Origin of the sequence: Collinsella aerofaciens, from assembly GCF_040910245.1 — a bacterium.
In the GTDB taxonomy this organism is placed as follows: domain Bacteria; phylum Actinomycetota; class Coriobacteriia; order Coriobacteriales; family Coriobacteriaceae; genus Collinsella.
In genome coordinates, this window is sequence record NZ_JBDGAY010000005.1 from 1 (window position 1) to 16,935 (window position 16,935).

At 58.0% G+C, this 16,935-nt stretch carries 12 protein-coding genes and 1 tRNA gene; 7 read left to right on the forward strand and 6 right to left on the reverse strand.

Annotated elements, in window-relative coordinates; genetic code table 11:
* Window positions 1-281: 281 nt before the first annotated feature.
* Together AB5Z20_RS02885 and AB5Z20_RS02890 are read right to left on the reverse strand one after the other, a co-directional pair.
* Entirely contained in the window at window positions 282-689 is a 408-nt protein-coding gene (locus AB5Z20_RS02885) for a type II toxin-antitoxin system RelE/ParE family toxin (RefSeq protein ID WP_368156180.1), read from the reverse strand.
* Complete coding sequence (locus AB5Z20_RS02890) at window positions 580-855, reverse strand: type II toxin-antitoxin system Phd/YefM family antitoxin (protein WP_368156181.1); 276 nt, start codon at window positions 853-855, stop codon at window positions 580-582. The genes AB5Z20_RS02885 and AB5Z20_RS02890 overlap by 110 nt, the downstream gene beginning before the upstream one ends.
* 587 nt (window positions 856-1,442) lie before the next feature.
* Between AB5Z20_RS02890 and AB5Z20_RS02895 the strand changes: the two genes are divergently transcribed.
* Together AB5Z20_RS02895 and AB5Z20_RS02900 are read left to right on the forward strand one after the other, a co-directional pair.
* Window positions 1,443-3,332 (forward strand): carbon starvation protein A, encoded by a 1,890-nt coding sequence (locus AB5Z20_RS02895; protein ID WP_368156182.1) that lies wholly within the window; start codon window positions 1,443-1,445, stop codon window positions 3,330-3,332.
* A gap of 183 nt (window positions 3,333-3,515) precedes the next feature.
* Window positions 3,516-5,705 (forward strand): hypothetical protein, encoded by a 2,190-nt coding sequence (locus AB5Z20_RS02900; RefSeq protein ID WP_368156183.1) that lies wholly within the window; start codon window positions 3,516-3,518, stop codon window positions 5,703-5,705.
* A gap of 523 nt (window positions 5,706-6,228) precedes the next feature.
* On the opposite strand, the gene AB5Z20_RS02905 is transcribed toward AB5Z20_RS02900, so the two are convergent.
* The 4 genes from AB5Z20_RS02905 to AB5Z20_RS02920 form a co-directional block, all read right to left on the reverse strand.
* A tRNA-Gln gene (locus AB5Z20_RS02905) sits at window positions 6,229-6,300 on the reverse strand.
* A 38-nt stretch (window positions 6,301-6,338) separates the two neighbouring features.
* Entirely contained in the window at window positions 6,339-7,244 is a 906-nt protein-coding gene (locus AB5Z20_RS02910; RefSeq protein ID WP_199574436.1) for a peptidoglycan-binding domain-containing protein, read from the reverse strand.
* Between the two features lie 138 nt (window positions 7,245-7,382).
* Window positions 7,383-8,396, reverse strand: a complete 1,014-nt coding sequence (locus AB5Z20_RS02915) for a polyprenyl synthetase family protein (RefSeq protein WP_368156184.1) — start codon at window positions 8,394-8,396, stop codon at window positions 7,383-7,385.
* Between the two features lie 125 nt (window positions 8,397-8,521).
* Window positions 8,522-10,972: a PTS transporter subunit EIIC gene (locus AB5Z20_RS02920; protein ID WP_368156185.1), complete on the reverse strand. Its 2,451-nt coding sequence runs from the start codon at window positions 10,970-10,972 to the stop codon at window positions 8,522-8,524.
* A 227-nt stretch (window positions 10,973-11,199) separates the two neighbouring features.
* On the opposite strand from AB5Z20_RS02920, the gene AB5Z20_RS02925 reads away from it, so the two are divergent.
* The 5 genes from AB5Z20_RS02925 to AB5Z20_RS02945 all read left to right on the forward strand — a co-directional run bounded on the left by AB5Z20_RS02925 (window position 11,200) and on the right by AB5Z20_RS02945 (window position 16,590).
* Complete coding sequence (locus tag AB5Z20_RS02925) at window positions 11,200-11,919, forward strand: GntR family transcriptional regulator (RefSeq protein WP_195247228.1); 720 nt, start codon at window positions 11,200-11,202, stop codon at window positions 11,917-11,919.
* 306 nt (window positions 11,920-12,225) lie between these two features.
* Complete coding sequence (locus AB5Z20_RS02930; RefSeq protein ID WP_329739133.1) at window positions 12,226-13,542, forward strand: ABC transporter substrate-binding protein; 1,317 nt, start codon at window positions 12,226-12,228, stop codon at window positions 13,540-13,542.
* 87 nt (window positions 13,543-13,629) lie between these two features.
* Window positions 13,630-14,484 (forward strand): carbohydrate ABC transporter permease, encoded by an 855-nt coding sequence (locus AB5Z20_RS02935; protein WP_329739134.1) that lies wholly within the window; start codon window positions 13,630-13,632, stop codon window positions 14,482-14,484.
* Window positions 14,484-15,323, forward strand: a complete 840-nt coding sequence (locus AB5Z20_RS02940; RefSeq protein ID WP_138341395.1) for a carbohydrate ABC transporter permease — start codon at window positions 14,484-14,486, stop codon at window positions 15,321-15,323. The genes AB5Z20_RS02935 and AB5Z20_RS02940 overlap by 1 nt, the downstream gene beginning before the upstream one ends.
* A 67-nt stretch (window positions 15,324-15,390) precedes the next feature.
* Window positions 15,391-16,590: an ABC transporter ATP-binding protein gene (locus tag AB5Z20_RS02945; protein ID WP_349090301.1), complete on the forward strand. Its 1,200-nt coding sequence runs from the start codon at window positions 15,391-15,393 to the stop codon at window positions 16,588-16,590.
* Window positions 16,591-16,935: the final 345 nt, after the last annotated feature.

The window sequence follows — 16,935 nt, forward strand, 5'->3', positions numbered from 1 at the left end:
ACGTCGACGCCGATCCAAACATGACGCTGTAGTCGTACGGGTGTGGTCCCCGACCGGAGGGGCCGGATATAAGGTTTCCTGCTCTACAGTCCTGCGCAAGACGAAGGCCACATTAAGTGGCCTTCTTTGCGTGCGGAACTCGCGATAAACCTTATATCCGGCCCCTCCGGTCGGGGACCTTTCTGTATCGATATAGCTTCTGAGCTGGTTTGGCGTCGACAACGTCCGGCAAGGTTAACAAACCAGCGTCGAATTTCCGGCGTGCTTTAGCTGAAAGAAACCTACCTGATGATCGACTCAATATCTCGGCTTTTATATAGCAGTCGGCGGACTTCCATAACGTCGTCGATGACGACATAAAAAACCATGTAGTTGCCAACGTAGAAGCGGTAATACGGGTGCAACCGTCTTCTTGTCGAAGGGTATGTTGGTGACATGGTTGGATTCTTGAGATGCTCGAGTATGCCTGCTTCAACATTGTCGACAAGCCTATTTGCTGCAGCGGGGTTATTGAGATCAAAGGCGATATATGACGCTGCTTGGCTGAGGTCCTCCCAAAATAGGGGAAGATAGCGGAGCTTATAGTGCCTGTCCATCGAGACCGCCGTTGAGCATTTTTCTGACAGAGCCAAAGACATCGTCGTGTGTATAGCGAAGTTGCATGCTGGCAGCCTGACGATCAGCGGCATCAAGTGCGCTCTCGATTGTATTGCTCAGTGACTTGTACTGCTCAAAGCTCATGACGACCATAGAGCCCCGCCCGTTTTTAGTTAGAAAAACCGGACCCTCTTGTTCGACTTCGCGTTCAACGTCCGGGTAGTGATTTCTAAGATCTGAGATTGGCCTAATATTCACAGCTACCTCCTGAGCTATCAGGATATTATCGTAATTATGATAACAGAGTTGAGATTTGGGATGGGAGCCCCCGAGAGCGGCGGGAGCCGGGCGGCGCATATGAACTTTATCGCGAGTTCCGCACGCAAAGGAAAGCACTTAATGTGCTTTCCGTCTTGCGCAGGACTGTAGAGCAGGAAAGTTCATATGCGCCGCCCGGCTCCCGCCGCTCTCGGGGGCATCTCTCAAGCAAAAACTGTCGTTGGGTAAAGTCCGAGGTCAGTGGCGTTTTATACCGAGAAATTCAAAAAAAGTTGAAAATTCATTACAAATTTGCGTTGACTTTAGGTAACTAAAGTTTCATACTCCTTTTCAACCACTGGGGGATGTGAACACGCACGGATCGTTCACATCATGATTGAAGAGGATTTCTCAGACATGTTCACGCATCAGCTAAACATTATCAGCGTAGTAATTATCTGATGCGGGTTAGCACATACAGCTAGCCCGTACGATAACGGGCGGCTGATGAAGATGAGGGCCGTCGAGCGCAACCGACGGCCCTCATTTTTTATGTCTGAGTAGTTCTTTTTAGAGGAGGAAATGTAATGAACGGAGTTTTGCTCATGGTTGTGGCTGCGGCGGTGCTCGCCTGCGGCTATCTGGGCTACGGCCGCTGGTTGGCCAACAAGTGGGGCGTTGACAAAGAGGCCCTCACGCCGGCCAAGCGCATGAAGGACGGCAAGAGCTTCTCGCCTGTCTCCGCCTTCACCGCGTTCTCGCACCAGTTCAGCTCGATCTGCGGTGCCGGTCCTGTCACGGGTACGATCGTCGCCATGGCCTTTGGCTGGCTGCCCGTCGTGCTTTGGGTCCTCGTCGGTGGCATCTTCTTTGGCGCCGTCCATGACTTTGGCGCCCTGTACGCTTCGATGAAGAACAACGGCAAGTCGCTCGCTCAGCTCATCGAGAAGTACATCGGCAAGACCGGCCGTCGCCTGTTCCTGCTGTTCTGTTGGCTGTTCTGCATCATCGTCATCGCCGCCTTCACCGACATGGTCTGCAAGACGTTCATGTTCACCCCGGCCGTTGACGCTTCTGGTGCTGCTACCGGTGCCATCGACTTCACCAAGTCCTATGCCGCCGGCTGCGCTGGTACCATCTCCATCCTGTTCACCTTCGTCGCTATCGCCTTTGGTTGGGCCCAGAAGAAGTTCAACCTCACCGGCGCTGCCGAGTTCGTCACCGGCGCGGTCCTCATGGTACTCATGTTCGCCGTCGGCATGCAGTTCCCGGTCTACCTGGATAAGTTCCAGTGGTTCGCCGTCGTCATGGTCTACCTGGTCTTCGCTGGCGCTATGCCCATCCAGATGCTCAAGACCCCGCGTGACTACCTTACTTCCATCATGATGATCGTCATGATCGTCTGCGCTGTCCTCGGCATCGTCGTCCTGGGCGTTAACGGTCAGGCCACTATCACCGCTCCGGTCTTCACCGGCTTCTCCGGTGCCTCCGGCATGATGTTCCCGGTCCTGTTCGTCTCCGTCGCTTGCGGTGCTCTCTCCGGTTTCCACAGCCTCGTTTCTTCTGGTACCTCCTCCAAGCAGGTTGAGAAGGAGCAGGACGCCGTCAAGGTCGGTTATGGCGCCATGATCGTCGAGTCCTTCGTCGGCATCCTTGCCATCATCGTCGCCGGCATCATGTTCTCCGATATGAACACCGCCGGTACCGGCGCCCTCAACGCCGGTGTCGCTTCCACCCCGTTCCAGATCTTTGCCGCTGGCATCTCCCGCGGTATGCAGGCCTTCGGTGTTGACGGCACGCTTGCTACCGTCTTCATGACCATGAACGTCTCCGCACTGGCCCTGACCTCGCTCGACGCCGTCGCCCGCATCGCCCGCACCTCGTTCTCTGAGTTCTTTGCCCAGACCAACGACGCTCTGGCCGTCGACTCCAAGGCCGGCTACATGAAGGTCCTCGGCAACCCCTGGTTCGCCACGGTCGTCACCCTGCTTCCCGGTCTCGCCCTCGCTTTTGGTGGCTATGCCAACATCTGGCCGCTCTTTGGTGCTTCTAACCAGCTGCTCGGCGGTATGACCATGATCACCCTCGCCGTGTTCTGCAAGTGCACCGGCCGCAAGGGTTGGATGCTCTACGTGCCCGTTGTCTTCCTGCTCTGTTGCACCTTCACCTCGCTGGTCCAGAGCGCCATGGGCTGCATGACCGCCGTCCAGGCCTACGGCTTCTTCGGCACCATCCCGGCTACCGCCACCACGGCTGCCGTTTCCGTCGCCGCCACCAAGGGTCTGCAGCTCGTCTTCGCCGTCCTGCTGATGGTCCTGGGCCTCATCGTTGCCGTCAACTGCCTCAAGGAGTTCTTCGGCAAGGAGGCCGGTTCCATGCCCGACGAGGAGCCCGAGTGGTCCGAGATGGGCAAGGCCGAGTATGGCCGCACTGCTGCCGCCGAGGCTCCCGCCGACGCCGAGGCTGCCAAGGCCTAGTCAACTTGATGAGCTAACCGTTCCATCCATATGACTCGGAAAGACCGGGTCCGCAACGACGCGGGCTCGGTCTTTTTTCTTGCGGGAACGGGTGATGCAAAGGCGTCCTCGCAGATGTTTTGCGTGGATAGGCTCGCGCGATGTACCATATAGACGTATATGTGTACATATGAAAGGGGCCCCGTGGCCAAGACGGTATATTCCGATAACCAAAATAATGTCGATGCCCTGGCTGAGCGTCTAAGCAGCCAGACGTCGCTTTCTGCCGAGCGCGCCAAGCTGGTTGCCTACGACCTGCTCTGCCGCAAGGCGCTTAAAATCAAGTCGAGCGCGCTGGCACAGATTTTCCGCTCCGTCGATAAGGAATGCGACACCAAGGCGATGCGCGACGAACTCATCGCGGCAAAAATCGTTACCAAGATCGAGGGCAGCGGCATTAACGGACGTCCGGCGTTCTATACCATTCATGCCGAGATAAGTGATGCCCAGGAGCAGCTTGCCGAGGTTGCCGAAGAGGCCGTCGAGGACGTTGTCGAGGTGCCCGCTTCGGTGGAAACGGCCCCGCGCGAGCATATCGATACCGACGAGCTGCTCGATGAGAGCGTCGTTCGCGCCTTTACGGCTAAGGCCGGTCGCGGCGGTTTTGGCGGGGGCGGCAAGCGCGATGCTCAGCGCCGTGCCCAGCAGGAGCGCTTCCGTCGCGCCGTTGCTCAAAGGGATGAGCTCGATACCGAGGCTGTCGAGACCAAGGTTGCTGCCGAGTCGCAGAAGCCCGCGCAGGAGCAAAAGCCCGTGGAGGCCCAAGAGCCCAAGCGTCGTCGCGGTGCTCACTTTAAGGCTGCGCAGCAGGATGTCGCGCATGAGGTTGAAGAGCCTCCCGAGGTTGCAGACGATGTTGAGGAGTCTGCCAAGAGGGCTCCGGGTTCGTGTCGTCCCGGCCGCGGTTTTGCGGGACGCGCGTATCCCGTAAAGCGTCAGGAGAAGGGCGAGCCGGCTTCGACCGCTCAGGCCGATAAGGCCGAACAAACCGAGAAAACCGTTGAGCCGGTGGCTTGCGAGCAGCAACCTTCCGAGTCGCAGCCTGCGGCCGACGCCGAGGTCAAAGCTCAGCAGTCCGCTGATAAGCAGGCAGGGGAGAGCGCTTCGAGCAAGCCTCGCCGTCGTCGTCACCGTGGCGGTCGTGGCTCGAATGCCGAGGCCGCGGCCGAGAAGGCGGCGACGCAAAGCAAGGATGCGAAGGTTGAGGCCCCGGTGGAGCAACCCAAGCGCCAGCCGGCGAAGGGGGACAAGCCCGAACGTTCGCAAAAGAGCTCGTCCGCGCCAAAGCAAGAGCGCAAAGCTCAGGCAGATTCCAAGCGCAAATCCCAGGCGCAGCCCAAACCGACTGCAAACGATGCGGCCGCCCAGCAGCCTGAGCCGCCCGCTCATGGCGAGGTTTCGGCGTTTGCTCTGGCCCGTGTCCTGGGCAGGCAGCTGCTCAAGGTCGTTCCCACGCCTACGGCGCTCTCCAAGATTAAGGAGCAGCAGACTCAAATCGTTAAGGTCGAGGGCAAGGACGGCAATAAGGCTCCGCAGCGCACTCAGCACAACGAGATGTCCAACCGCAAGATTGCCGAGGAGATTGCGATCATCCAGGCTTGGATAGAGCAGAATCGCGGCGCCGACACGCCGGTCGCTTCGCGTCGCCAGCGCGCCTACCAGATTTTTAACGATGAGAAGGCCTTTGACGGCAAGCATGGCGAGCGTCTGATTCGGCGTATGACCGAAAAGGGCATTAGCATGCAGGCAATCAAGGTTGCTCCCAACCGTCCTGTGCACTTTACGGGCTTCTTTACGCTGGGCGCCGACAAGCCGTTCATTATGGTCGAGAACCTGGACACCTATGACGAGATCGTCAAGCTCCTGCGCGGCCGCAAGCACGCTAAGCTTTTTGGCACCAAGGTGGGTGGCGTGATCTTTGGCGGTGGCTGCAAGGCGAGCGTTTCGCACGCACTGGATGATTATCTGGCCGAGATCGGCTATCGCTTTAACTATGTCTACTACGTGGGCGATATCGACCGAGAGGGTGCGCGCATTGTCGAGCAGACCCGTAATGCCAATGTTGTTGAGATTCGCCTGCATGCCGGTATGTATCGCGCCATGCTCGCCGAGCACAAGCGCCGCGTGAAGTCCGGCGGTGAGTGCGAGCCCGCGGCTGCCAACCAGGGTGTACCGCAGAACCTGGCGGCGACGATCAAGGATCTGCCCATGGTCACGCGCGTACAGTTCCGCAACGTGCTGCGTGAGGGCGGACGCATTCCGCAGGAGATTCTGATGACCGCCGACTATCGGGATGGCGACTCGGGAAGCTTCGACCGCATGCTTAACAACTAGATTCCGCCGGCCCCGGGAGAGCGGGGACACCGGCTTAGGTTTCCTGCTCTACAGTCCTGCTCACGACGGAGGCCACATTAAGTGGCCTCCTGTTCGTGCGGAACTCGCGATAAACCTAAGCCGGTGTCCCCGCTCTCCCGGGGCCTGTGGTTACTTGGTTGTTGCATGCGGCTCGCTTTTCGGAACAGGGCTGATAATTCTAGATGCAAGGCGCTCTTGGTCGTTATGGGCCTGGGGCGTCTGTCTTATATAGGTAGATTCCTTGCGGGTTCGAATCCCTCCGCTTGGCGGCGTTGGCTCGATTTTCTTAACGCGAGGAGCTCTCGGTCGATGTGGGACGGAGGGATTCCGCGTCCGCCTGCCGGCGGCCGCGCCCCGCTGCGTCGCTTCGCTCCTTGCGTGCTGCGCTGGAAAACGCTTCGCGTTTCCTCAGCTCTGCACCCTTGCGGGTTCGAATCCCTCCGCATGCCCACGAAAAAGCGCTCCAGGTTCATAAGAGCCTGGAGCGCTATGTTCTTTGGGGCTGGGACGGAGGGATTCGAACCCCCAACAGCCGGCACCAAAAACCGGAGTTCTACCGTTGAACTACGTCCCAATGTGTGGTGTTGCCCAAAAGCAACCCGTTTAGTTTACCTAATCTGCGAGGGCATCGCAAACGCCATCGAGCAGGCGTACGGCGAGTGTCTGCGCATCACTTGCGGTGAAGGTTCCGTTGTAGCGCGTCATGCCCGTGAGCTCAATGCGGATGCGCGCGGGCTTTTGCTGCGCGGCGACATTGGCGGTGCGGATGCGCTGTGCAAGGTTGTGACACTCGGCAAGGGCGATCGTGGCGCGCGGCGCAGCATCTGCGGGCAGCTCATCGCTTGCAATCTCGAGCACCAGATCCACGTCGGTCGGAACCTCGGAATCGCAAAGCATCATGCCGCTGCTGTCGGTCGTCGCCGTGGCGATGTTCCACATGCGCGATGCAACGCTGCGTGCGATGGGGTCCTCACCGATGACGGCAATCTGGAAGCGCTCGAGCACGTTGGCGGCGCGGGCAAAACCGATGCGCGACTCGGCCTCGGTAACCGAGGGCTTGCCCTCCCACACGTGATGCAGGCGGTTGATATAGGCGTAGGTATCCTGGAACGCCATGCCATCGGCAAACAGGCCGACATTTTCTTGGAACTGCTGCAGAGCGGCCTCGGTGTGCGGGCCAAAATAGCCGTCGTCCTCACCGCAGGCAAAACCCAAAACGTTGAGCGCGCGCTGCAGGGCCTGAACGTCGGCGCCATGGAAATTGGGCATGCGCAGATAGAGCGTGCGGTCGCCCAGTTTATACGAGGCGTCTACCAGGGCGCTCCAACAGGGGATATCGACGGCGCAGCCAGCGGGAAGGCCACTGTCGAGCCTAAAGGTGCCAACAGCCTGCTCGGTGGTGGTGCCAAAGCGCTTGTCGGAGACCTCGGTGTCATCGATTGTATAGCCGAGCTGCAGAAGGCGGGACTGGACGTCCTCGACGGCTGCTCCCTGCATGCCCGTTGTAATAGGTTCCATGAACGAACCCCTTTCGGCGTACCATTCGTACTATTTGAGCGTGTGTCGGATAGACAACGCAAAGGGATGCATAAACATGCACTCAACAGTGTAGCAAGTTGTACCCAAATACGCTGCTGACAGGTTTTATTACCCCCGCTAGTTAAGGCGCTCCACAAAGAAATCTGCCATGGAGAGGAACAGCTCGCGTGCGTGCGGATCAAGCTCAACGTTCTCGATGGCCGCTTTGGCCTTGGCGGTCAGGTCAAGCGCGTAAGTGTGGGCGTAATCGATGGAGCCGGTCTCCTGGAAGATCTCCACGGCGCGTGCAAGTTGCGCGGGGTCCTCGGTGCCCGAGGAAAGGATTGCCTCGACCTCGTCGTGATAACGCTCGTCTGACAGGGCGTGCACGGCGACGAGGGTGCGCTTGCCCTCGGTGATATCGGTGCGGAAGTCCTTGTTGGCGGCCTCTTTGGTGCCGATCAAGTTGAGCAGATCGTCCTGAATCTGAAAGGCAAGGCCCGTGTGTAGACCAAAGGCGCGCAGCGCTTCGATTTGCCCATCGCTGCCGCCGCCGATAATGGCTCCGGCGGCAAGTGGCGTGGCTCCGCTGTAGTACGCCGTCTTGTGTGTTGCCATGTCCAGATAATCGTCGACCGAGATGTCAAAGCGTCCATCGCGGACCCAGCCCAAGTCGAGCGCCTGGCCCTCGATGGTGCGAACGATCATCTCGGTGAGCTCGTGGAGTACACGGAGTTTCACGTCTGCCTCGAGTGTGGGGTCGTCGAGAACCGTCTTGGTGACCATGGTGAGCGCCAGATCGCCGCAGTTGATGGCAAGGCCCGTGCCCTCGGTAAGGTGCATGCAAGGCTTGCCACGACGCAGCTGGCCGTTGTCGGCTATGTCGTCATGGATAAGCGCCCCCGACTGAAAGTGCTCGATAGCTGCCGCCGCGCTGCGGGCGCTCTCAAAGCTGCCACCTACCGCGGTGGCGGCGAGCATGCAGATGAGCGGGCGGTGGCGCTTGCCGGCATTGGCCGTAAATGTCGAGAGCGGGGTATACAGGTAGCGCTCGATATCGGCAGAGGTCGCCTGTCCGTCAAAGAACGTGGCCAGATAGTCGTTGATCTGGCCAAAGTGCTGGGCTAAAAAGCTGGTAAACGGACTGGACACGGGTTCTCGCATTCTTTCTTAGGTTGCATCGTTGCGGTGTGCAGATACCATATTGCCACATTGGAGTTGCCGGCGCGTCTGTTTTGGCGATTTGGGGAAACGGGACGCGTGCGCGTGCCGGCTGCTTATATAAGCCTAAAGTGCTCGAGCGCCTTGACGACGCCATCTTTGTCGACCGAGTCGGTGATGTAGTCGGCGCGCTTTTTGAGATAGTCCGGCGCATTGCCCATGGCGATACCGACATCGACGGCGTTCATCAGCGAGACGTCATTGCTGGCGTCGCCGATGCCGTATACGGTTCCGTGGTGGGGATCGAGGGCGTCGAGTACAGACTGGATGCCCCCGCGCTTCGTGCATTCGCGGGGCGAGATTTCGGTTACCTCGAGTTCGAGCTCGTTAAAGCACAGCAGCGGCTCAAGTGCCTTATCTTGAGCGATGCGGCTGGCGAGCGATGTAGACATCAAGATCTTGTAGGCACTGTAATGTTGCAGCTGCGTGACTGCGTCGCCCAGGGTGCGCGCGTATCCGGGGGCATCGGGGGCATCGGCACTCATGCGCACGACGCCGTTGAGGCCCTCAAAGCGGATGACCTCGCCCGACTGCTCAAGATAGGGGGCAAGGCGCTGCAGCATGCCGGGCGTCATCGCTAAATCGCGAATCACGTGTCCCTCAAGTTCGACATAGCCACCCGCGAGGCAGACGATGCCGGCCCAGGGCAGCTCGAGCAGCTTTGGATGGATGCAGCTCAGTGTGCGTCCTGTGCAGATAAAGGCCATGTTGCCATTTGCAACGAAATCGCGGATGGCCTGCGAGACCGCCTCGTTGGGATAGGGGGACAGGTCTCGCTCGCTCTCGGGAAGCTCTTGTGCCACTCGAGGGTCTTGCCACGCGAGCGTGCCGTCAATGTCGAAGAAGCAGATATCGCCGTGCTTGTGGGTTGGGCTGGCGACAGGGGAGGCCGAGGCGGTGGGCACAAATCCCGGCTCGAGGCCCATGATCTGGTCAAAATGCTCTTTAACGCGGGGAACGGAGATGCCGATGACCACCTGGGCGGTCTTGCCCGTAATGATGAGGCCTTTGGCGCCCGCCGCGACAAACGACGCGTTATCTGCAACGATGGAAGGGTCTGCGACCTCGATGCGCAGGCGCGTGGCGCAGTTGGTTGCGCCCGCAATATTGCCAACGCCACCTAAAAGCTGAATTACCCGCTCAGCGAGGACGTGATCTTGATCGGATTGACTATTGACCTCGTCATTGGGAGATTGCTCTTTGGCAAAGCCGCTTCCCGTTAAATGATCGATTGCCGCGCGATTGGCGACATGATCCTCGCGGCCCGGCGTCTTAAGGTCATAGATCAAGATGAGTGCTCGAAAACTAACAAAAAAGATGAGGCTAAAGGCAAGGCCGATACCGAGCGCCAAAAGATAGGCACCGGCATGCATGCGCATGAGCGGAATAAAGTTGAAGGCTGCCATCTCCATGAGGCCGCCCGAGAAGATGCCGACGATGCCAAAGAGATTCATGGTTGTGGCAAGGCAAGACGATAAGACGGCGTAGAGAAAAAAGAGCCCGGGGTGGGTGAACATAAAGAGAAACTCGAGTGGCTCGGTAACGCCGCAAACCACCGAGGCGATGATGGCGGGAACAAGGATGACCCTGAGGCCGGCGCGGCGCTCGGGTTTTGCGGTGGAGTAGAACGCGGCTGCGATGGCGGGAAGGCCAAAGAGCTTGACCCAGCCAGTGGCGGTAAAACCGGCCCACGGCGCAAGCTCATTAAGGGGGCGCGTGCTATGGGAGAGGATGGGGAGCAAGCTGCTCCACGTGGCGTAGATGCCGTCGTTAATGACCAGGTTGTCGTAGTAGATCGGCATGTAGAGCAGGTGGTGCAGCCCCATGGGCTCGAGCGCTCGCTCCAAAAGCACAAAGATGCCCACGCCAAAGGGGCCGACGCTCGTAAGTGCATGGCGCAGCGTTTCGGTCATTGCGTATACGGAGGGCACGATGGCGGCCGAGATAGCGGCAAGGGCAAACACGGCAAAAAAGCTGATGAGGTAGACCAGCGAGGAGCCCGAGAAGGTGCCGAGCCAATCGGGAACCTTGGCATCGTAGAAGCGGTCATGGATGGCGACGACGGTTGCCGATACCGCCAGCGGGCCGATAATGCCGGTGTCGAGCGTCTTGATGCCGTCGATGATGGTGATGCCGCTAGCGGAGGTCAAAGACGACGGGTACTTAAGTCCAAGATTGTCTCCGCTCAGCTTAATGATTTCGCTCAAAAAGAAGCAATAGGCAAAATAGGCCACGAGTGCCTCGAGGCAGCAGCGTGCCGGTTGCTTTTGGGCAAGGCCGATGGGCAGCGCTACAGCAAAAAGGAGCGGAAGGCGCTTAAAGACCGTCCACGAGCCGCGCTGGATGATGGTCCAAAAAACATACCAAGGGGTTCCGTATACGGCGAGATCGCCGACGATGTCCGCAGACGTTGCGAGGGCGGAGACGCCGACCATAAGGCCCGATATGGAAAACAGCATGGCGGGCGCGAACATTGCCCCGCCAAAGCGTTGGATTTTTTGCAGCATGTTCTGCCTCCCGAATATCGAGGCGCGTTGCGCGTGGTGAAACGTTTAAACAATGGATTCATTGTAGAGGACCAGACGATTGTCATACCGGCAGTTTTGAGCGAAACCGGTTTGGGCGCGACAGAAACCGTCAACGGTTAAATCCTGTCGCTTTGCCGATAATCGGTTTAAACAACTTCAAGAAATGCTATCGTGCCTAGCCATACATATTCATTAGAGGTGAAGTCATGCCAAAAGCGATTTACGAAGGAATCTACCGCGAGATCCGTTCGCGCATCATTAACGGGACTTATGCGTTTCAGGAGATGCTGCCAACCGAAGCCGAGCTGACCGCGGAGTTTGGCTGCACGCGCAATACCGTTCGACGCGCCTTGAGCATGCTGGCCGACCAGATGTTTGTGCAGCCTATACACGGCAAGGGCGTGCGCGTTATTTGGCTCAAGGGCGAAACCGACATGCTGGGCGCACTCGAGGAAGTCGAGTCGTTTGGCGAATTTGCAAAGCGCAATAATGCCGTTGCATCGACGGACGTTAAGTCTTTTGAACATTTGATTTGCACCGAGCAACTCTCTCGTCGCCTGGGCTTTAAGGTGGGCGAGGAGTTGATTCGCGTGGTGCGTGTCCGAAGCCTTAACGGCAATGCGCGCCAAGTAGACCATGGTTACTTTTTGGAGTCAATCGCCAAGGGCCTGACGCCCGAGATCGCCGCAAAGTCAATTTACGACTATCTGGAGCACAAACGCGGCGTCAAGGTGATGGCGAGTCGCCGTACAGTGAGCGTCGAGCTCGCCAACGATGAGGACTGCAGCTATCTTGACCTCGGCAAATACAACTGCGTTGCCGTCATGGAGAGCCAGTCGTACACCTCGGACGGCATCTTGTTCGAGGTCACGCATGCCCGCACGCATCCCGAGATCTTCCACTACCGCGTCAACTCCAAGCGATAGCCGGCTAGCTCGCAGCCTGACGAGACTCATGCCCTCAAAGCGAAAACGCCCGGTCAAACCGACGATGCATCGGCTTGACCGGGCGTTTTCTCTGCATTCGATAACAAATAATTGTTTATACAAAACTTGTCAAGTATCAAGTTGAAATTACCGTTCACCGAAGTTTTTCTACCGCTCTAGTAATACTTGTTCAAACAACTTTCAAAATAGCGTATCGTTCAAATCAGCAAAAGGGGCAAGGTCCCCGAGCCAATCTCCGAAGGCGGCGGCAAAGGGTGCCGCCACGGTGTGAAAGGGTGGATTGTAATGAAGAACGAAATGAGCAGAAGGCAGTTCCTGGGCTTTGCTGGTTCCGCGGCTGCGGTTCTTGGTCTGGGTCTCGTGGGCTGCGGTGGCTCCGCCGGCTCCGGCTCCTCTGCTTCTGGTGACGCTGCCGAGGTCTACTTCCTCCAATTCAAGCCCGAGGTCGACAAGGAGTGGAAGGAGATCGCCAAGGCGTACAAGGAGGAGAAGGGCGTCGAGGTCAAGATCGTGACCGCCGCCTCCAACACCTACGAAGAGAAGCTCAAGTCCGAGATGTCCAAGAGCTCCGCTCCGACCCTGTTCCAGGTCAACGGCCCCACCGGTCTTAAGAACTGGAAGGATTACTGCGCCGACCTGTCCGATACCAAGCTCCGCGGTGAGCTCATTGACGACTCCCTGGCTCTGCAGTCCGATGGCAAGGATCTGGGTATCGACTGGGTCCAGGAGAGCTACGGCATCATCTACAACAAGCAGCTGCTCGAGAAGGCAGGCTACAAGGCCGAGGACATCAACTCCTTCGACAAGCTGAAGGCTTGTGCTGACGACATCCAGGCCCGCAAGGACGAGCTTGGCGTTGAGGGTGCCTTCACTTCTGCCGGCATGGATGACTCCTCCAGCTGGCGCTACACCACCCACCTCGCCAACCTCCCGCTCTACTACGAGTTCGAGAAGGAGCACAACCAGGAGGACGACGAGATCAAGGGCGAGTATCTCGACAACTTTAAGCAGATTTTCGACCTGTACATCACCGACTCCACCTGCGATCCTTCGCAGCTTGCCTCCAAGACCGGCGACGATGCCACCAACGAGTTCGCAACCGGCAAGGCCGTCTTCTATCAGAACGGCTCTTGGGCATACGCTGACCTCACCAAGGCCGGTATGACCGACGACCAGCTCGGCATGCTGCCGATTTACATCGGCGTCGACGGCGAGGAGAACCAGGGCCTGTGCTCCGGCGGCGAGAACTACTGGTGCGTGAGCTCCCAGGCTTCCGAGGATGCTCAGAAGGCCACCGAGGACTTCATGTACTGGTGCGTCACCGCTGACACCCCGACCAGCATCATCGCCGACAAGATGGGTCTGACCGCTCCGTTCAAGAGCGCCAAGGAGACCACCAACGTCTTCTCGCAGCAGGCCGTTGCCATGGCCAAGGACGGCAAGAAGACCGTTGCTTGGGACTTCGTCTACATCCCCTCTGAGGAGTGGAAGAAGAACCTCAAGCAGGCTCTGATCGCCTATGCTGCCGACAACAGCAAGTGGGACGGCGTCAAGAACGCCTTCGTTGATGGCTGGAAGACCGAGAAGGCTGCTTCTGAGTAAGCAGTTGCTGCCCAAGCTATCTGATTAGCGACAGGGGGCGGGCAGACGTTGGTTTGCCCGCCCCCTGCATATTGAAAGGACCCTTTTATGGGCAAAGCACTCAAGCGCTGGTGGCCGCTCTTTATGCTGCCCACGTGCCTGGCGTTTATGATCGGGTTCGTGATCCCCTTTATCCAGGGTTTCTATCTCTCGTTCTGCCAGTTTATTACCATTAACAACGCGCACTTTGTCGGTATCGCGAACTACGTGCGCGCGCTGTCCGATCCGCAGTTTGCCACGTCGTTCTTCTTTACCGTGGCGTTTGCCTTCCTGTCGACGGTGCTCATCAACGTGATCGCCCTGGCAATTGCGCAGGCGCTCACCCGCAAGGCGCTCAAAGGCACCAACATCTTCCGTACGATCTTCTTTATGCCTAACCTGATCGGCGGCATCGTGTTGGGCTACATCTGGCAGATCCTGATCAACTGCCTGCTCTCCAACGTGGGCGCCCAGCTCATTGCCCTTAACTCCGCTGCCGGCTTCTGGGGCCTTATCATCCTGACCCTGTGGCAGCAGGTCGGTTACATGATGATCATCTACATCGCTGGTCTGCAGTCCATTCCGTCCGACTACATCGAGGCCGCCAAGGTTGACGGTGCCACGGCATGGCAGACGTTCTGGAAGGTTAAGATCCCCAATCTGATGCCGACGATTACCATCTGCCTGTTCCTGTCCATCACCAACGGCTTTAAGCTGTTCGACCAGAACCTCGCCCTTACCGGCGGCGCCCCCGCGCACTCCACCGAGATGCTCGCCCTGAACATCTACAACACGTTCTATTCGCGTGCCGGTATCGCATGGCAGGGCATCGGTCAGGCCAAGGCGGTTATCTTCTGCATCCTGGTCGTAGCCATCTCCATGATTCAGCTTAAGGCCACGAGGTCCAAGGAGGTGCAGCAGTAATGAAACGCGATAAGGTTATCAACCGCGCGCTCTCGATTTTCTTTACGATCCTGTCGCTCGCGTGGATCTACCCCGTGTTCATGATCGCGCTCAATTCCTTTAAAAAGGCAACTGCAATCAGCACCACCACGGCATTCGATCTGCTCACGCCCGAGACGTTCAACGGCCTCGCAAACTACATGCATGCCCTTAACGAGCAGGGCTTTGCCTCGGCATTTATGTACTCGCTCATCATCACGGTCACGTCGGTCGTGCTGATTCTGGTGTGCTGCTCCATGTGTGCTTGGTACGTAGTGCGCGTCAACAGCAAGATCTCGAACTTCTTCTATTACCTGTTCGTCTTCTCGATGGTCGTGCCCTTCCAGATGCTCATGTTCACGCTGTCCAATTTGGCGGACCGCATCGGCTTCAACACGCCGTTCAACATCTGCTTTATCTACCTCGGCTTTGGCGCGGGCCTGGCGGTCTTTATGTTCGCCGGCTTTGTAAAGAACATCCCACTCGAGATCGAGGAGGCGGCCATGATCGACGGCTGCAACCCGGTCCAGGTGTTCTTTAAGATCGTCCTTCCCATCATGAAGCCCACCTATCTTTCGGTCGGCATTCTCGAGACCATGTGGGTCTGGAACGACTACCTGCTGCCCTACCTTACGCTCGACTCCACCAAGTACAAGACCATTCCTATCTTGATCCAGTACTTCCGCGGCGGCTACGGCCACGTCGAGCTCGGCCCCATGATGGCTTGCATCATGATGGTCGTTGTCCCCATCGTCGTCATGTACATCCTCTGCCAGAAGTACATCATCGACGGCGTGGTGGCAGGTGCCGTCAAGGGCTGATGCCGTAACTGTTTTGCAAGTTTCTGCGGCGCCCTCAACATGGTGCCGCATATCGAAAGGTAAAGACATGGCCGAGATCGTTCTCAAACATGTTCAGAAGGTGTATCCCAACACCGAGTCCAAAAAGAAGGGCTTCTTTGGCAAAAAGAAGAAGACCGAGGAGAAGAAGCACAACCTCAAGGTTACCGAGGATGGCGTGCTCGCTGTTGAGGACTTTAACCTCACCGTTCACGACCAGGAGTTCGTCGTCCTCGTTGGCCCGTCTGGCTGCGGTAAGTCCACGACGATGCGCATGGTTGCTGGCCTGGAGGACATCACCTCGGGTGATGTGTTCATCGACGGCAAGCGCGTCAACGACGTGGCGCCCAAGGACCGCGACATCGCCATGGTGTTCCAGAGCTATGCTCTGTACCCCAACATGACGGTGTACGAGAACATGGCGTTTACGCTTGAGCTCAAGAAGGTCCCCAAGGACGAGATCGACCGCAAGGTTCGCTCCGCTGCCGAGATCCTGGGTATTACCGAGTATCTCGACCGTAAGCCCAAGGCGCTCTCCGGCGGTCAGCGTCAGCGCGTCGCCATCGGCCGCGCCATCGTGCGTGACCCCAAGGTCTTCCTGATGGACGAGCCGCTGTCCAACCTGGACGCCAAGCTCCGTAACCAGATGCGCGCCGAGCTCATCAAGCTGCGCCACGAGATCAAGGGCACGTTCATCTACGTCACCCACGACCAGACCGAGGCCATGACCCTCGGCGATCGTATCGTGGTCATGAAGGACGGCGTCGTCCAGCAGATTGCCACGCCGCAGGAGGTCTTCAACCATCCCGCGAACATCTTCGTTGCCGGCTTTATCGGCGTGCCGCAGATGAACTTCTTCGATGCCCAGCTGGTGCGCTCGGGCAACGGCTTCACCGTCAAGACCGAGGATATGAACGTGACGCTCGCCCCCGAGACCTGCGCTCAGCTTGCTCTCAACTGGGACGACGGCGACGTGAAGGAGATTACGGCCGGCGTGCGCCCCGAGCAGATTCTGCTTGCCGACAAGGGCGAGGAGGGTGCGCTCCAGGGCACCGTCGAGGTGACCGAGCTCATGGGTTCGACCGAGCACGTTCACGTGACCGCTCCCGATGGCCAGTTCGTCCTGATCATTCCCGTTGTCGACCTTGAGGCCAAGGGTGCGCTCAAGGCGGGCGACTCCATCTGGTTCAAGTTCGAGAAGAACGCGACCCATCTCTTCGATAAGGTGTCTGGCAAGAACCTTATCTAGGCCCGGTGCATCCAGGCCCTCCCTTTGGGCGACTGCGGTATTGCCATCCTTTTGCCGCGGTCACATATAAGACTCCCCTCCCGTCCACTGGGCGAGAGGGGAGCCTTTCTTTATGACGGGGTTGTCTGGTCGGTCGTTTGTCTCGATTTGTAACAAGTAGAGGATCGAATTGGCTTTAGATGTTACAGAACGAGATTGAGTTGAGCCGCCTGTCCTTCCGTCTCGATCTGTAACACGAAGGACTGATTTCGGTAGTTACCTGTTACAGAACGAGATTGTTTTAGCCGGCTTATCCATTTGTCTCGATTTGTAACAGTAAGGGCGGATTTCGGACGTTAGATGTTA

Bases quoted from the DNA above. Each gene is read 5' to 3' on its own strand.
- AB5Z20_RS02930 (WP_329739133.1), top strand. From the start codon at position 12,226: ATGAAGAACGAAATGAGCAGAAGGCAGTTCCTGGGCTTTGCTGGTTCC.
- AB5Z20_RS02895 (WP_368156182.1), top strand. From the start codon at position 1,443: ATGAACGGAGTTTTGCTCATGGTTGTGGCTGCGGCGGTGCTCGCCTGC.
- AB5Z20_RS02925 (WP_195247228.1), top strand. From the start codon at position 11,200: ATGCCAAAAGCGATTTACGAAGGAATCTACCGCGAGATCCGTTCGCGC.
- AB5Z20_RS02935 (WP_329739134.1), top strand. From the start codon at position 13,630: ATGGGCAAAGCACTCAAGCGCTGGTGGCCGCTCTTTATGCTGCCCACG.
- AB5Z20_RS02945 (WP_349090301.1), top strand. From the start codon at position 15,391: ATGGCCGAGATCGTTCTCAAACATGTTCAGAAGGTGTATCCCAACACC.
- AB5Z20_RS02920 (WP_368156185.1), bottom strand. From the start codon at position 10,972: ATGCTGCAAAAAATCCAACGCTTTGGCGGGGCAATGTTCGCGCCCGCC.
- AB5Z20_RS02910 (WP_199574436.1), bottom strand. From the start codon at position 7,244: ATGGAACCTATTACAACGGGCATGCAGGGAGCAGCCGTCGAGGACGTC.
- AB5Z20_RS02940 (WP_138341395.1), top strand. From the start codon at position 14,484: ATGAAACGCGATAAGGTTATCAACCGCGCGCTCTCGATTTTCTTTACG.
- AB5Z20_RS02885 (WP_368156180.1), bottom strand. From the start codon at position 689: ATGCCGCTGATCGTCAGGCTGCCAGCATGCAACTTCGCTATACACACG.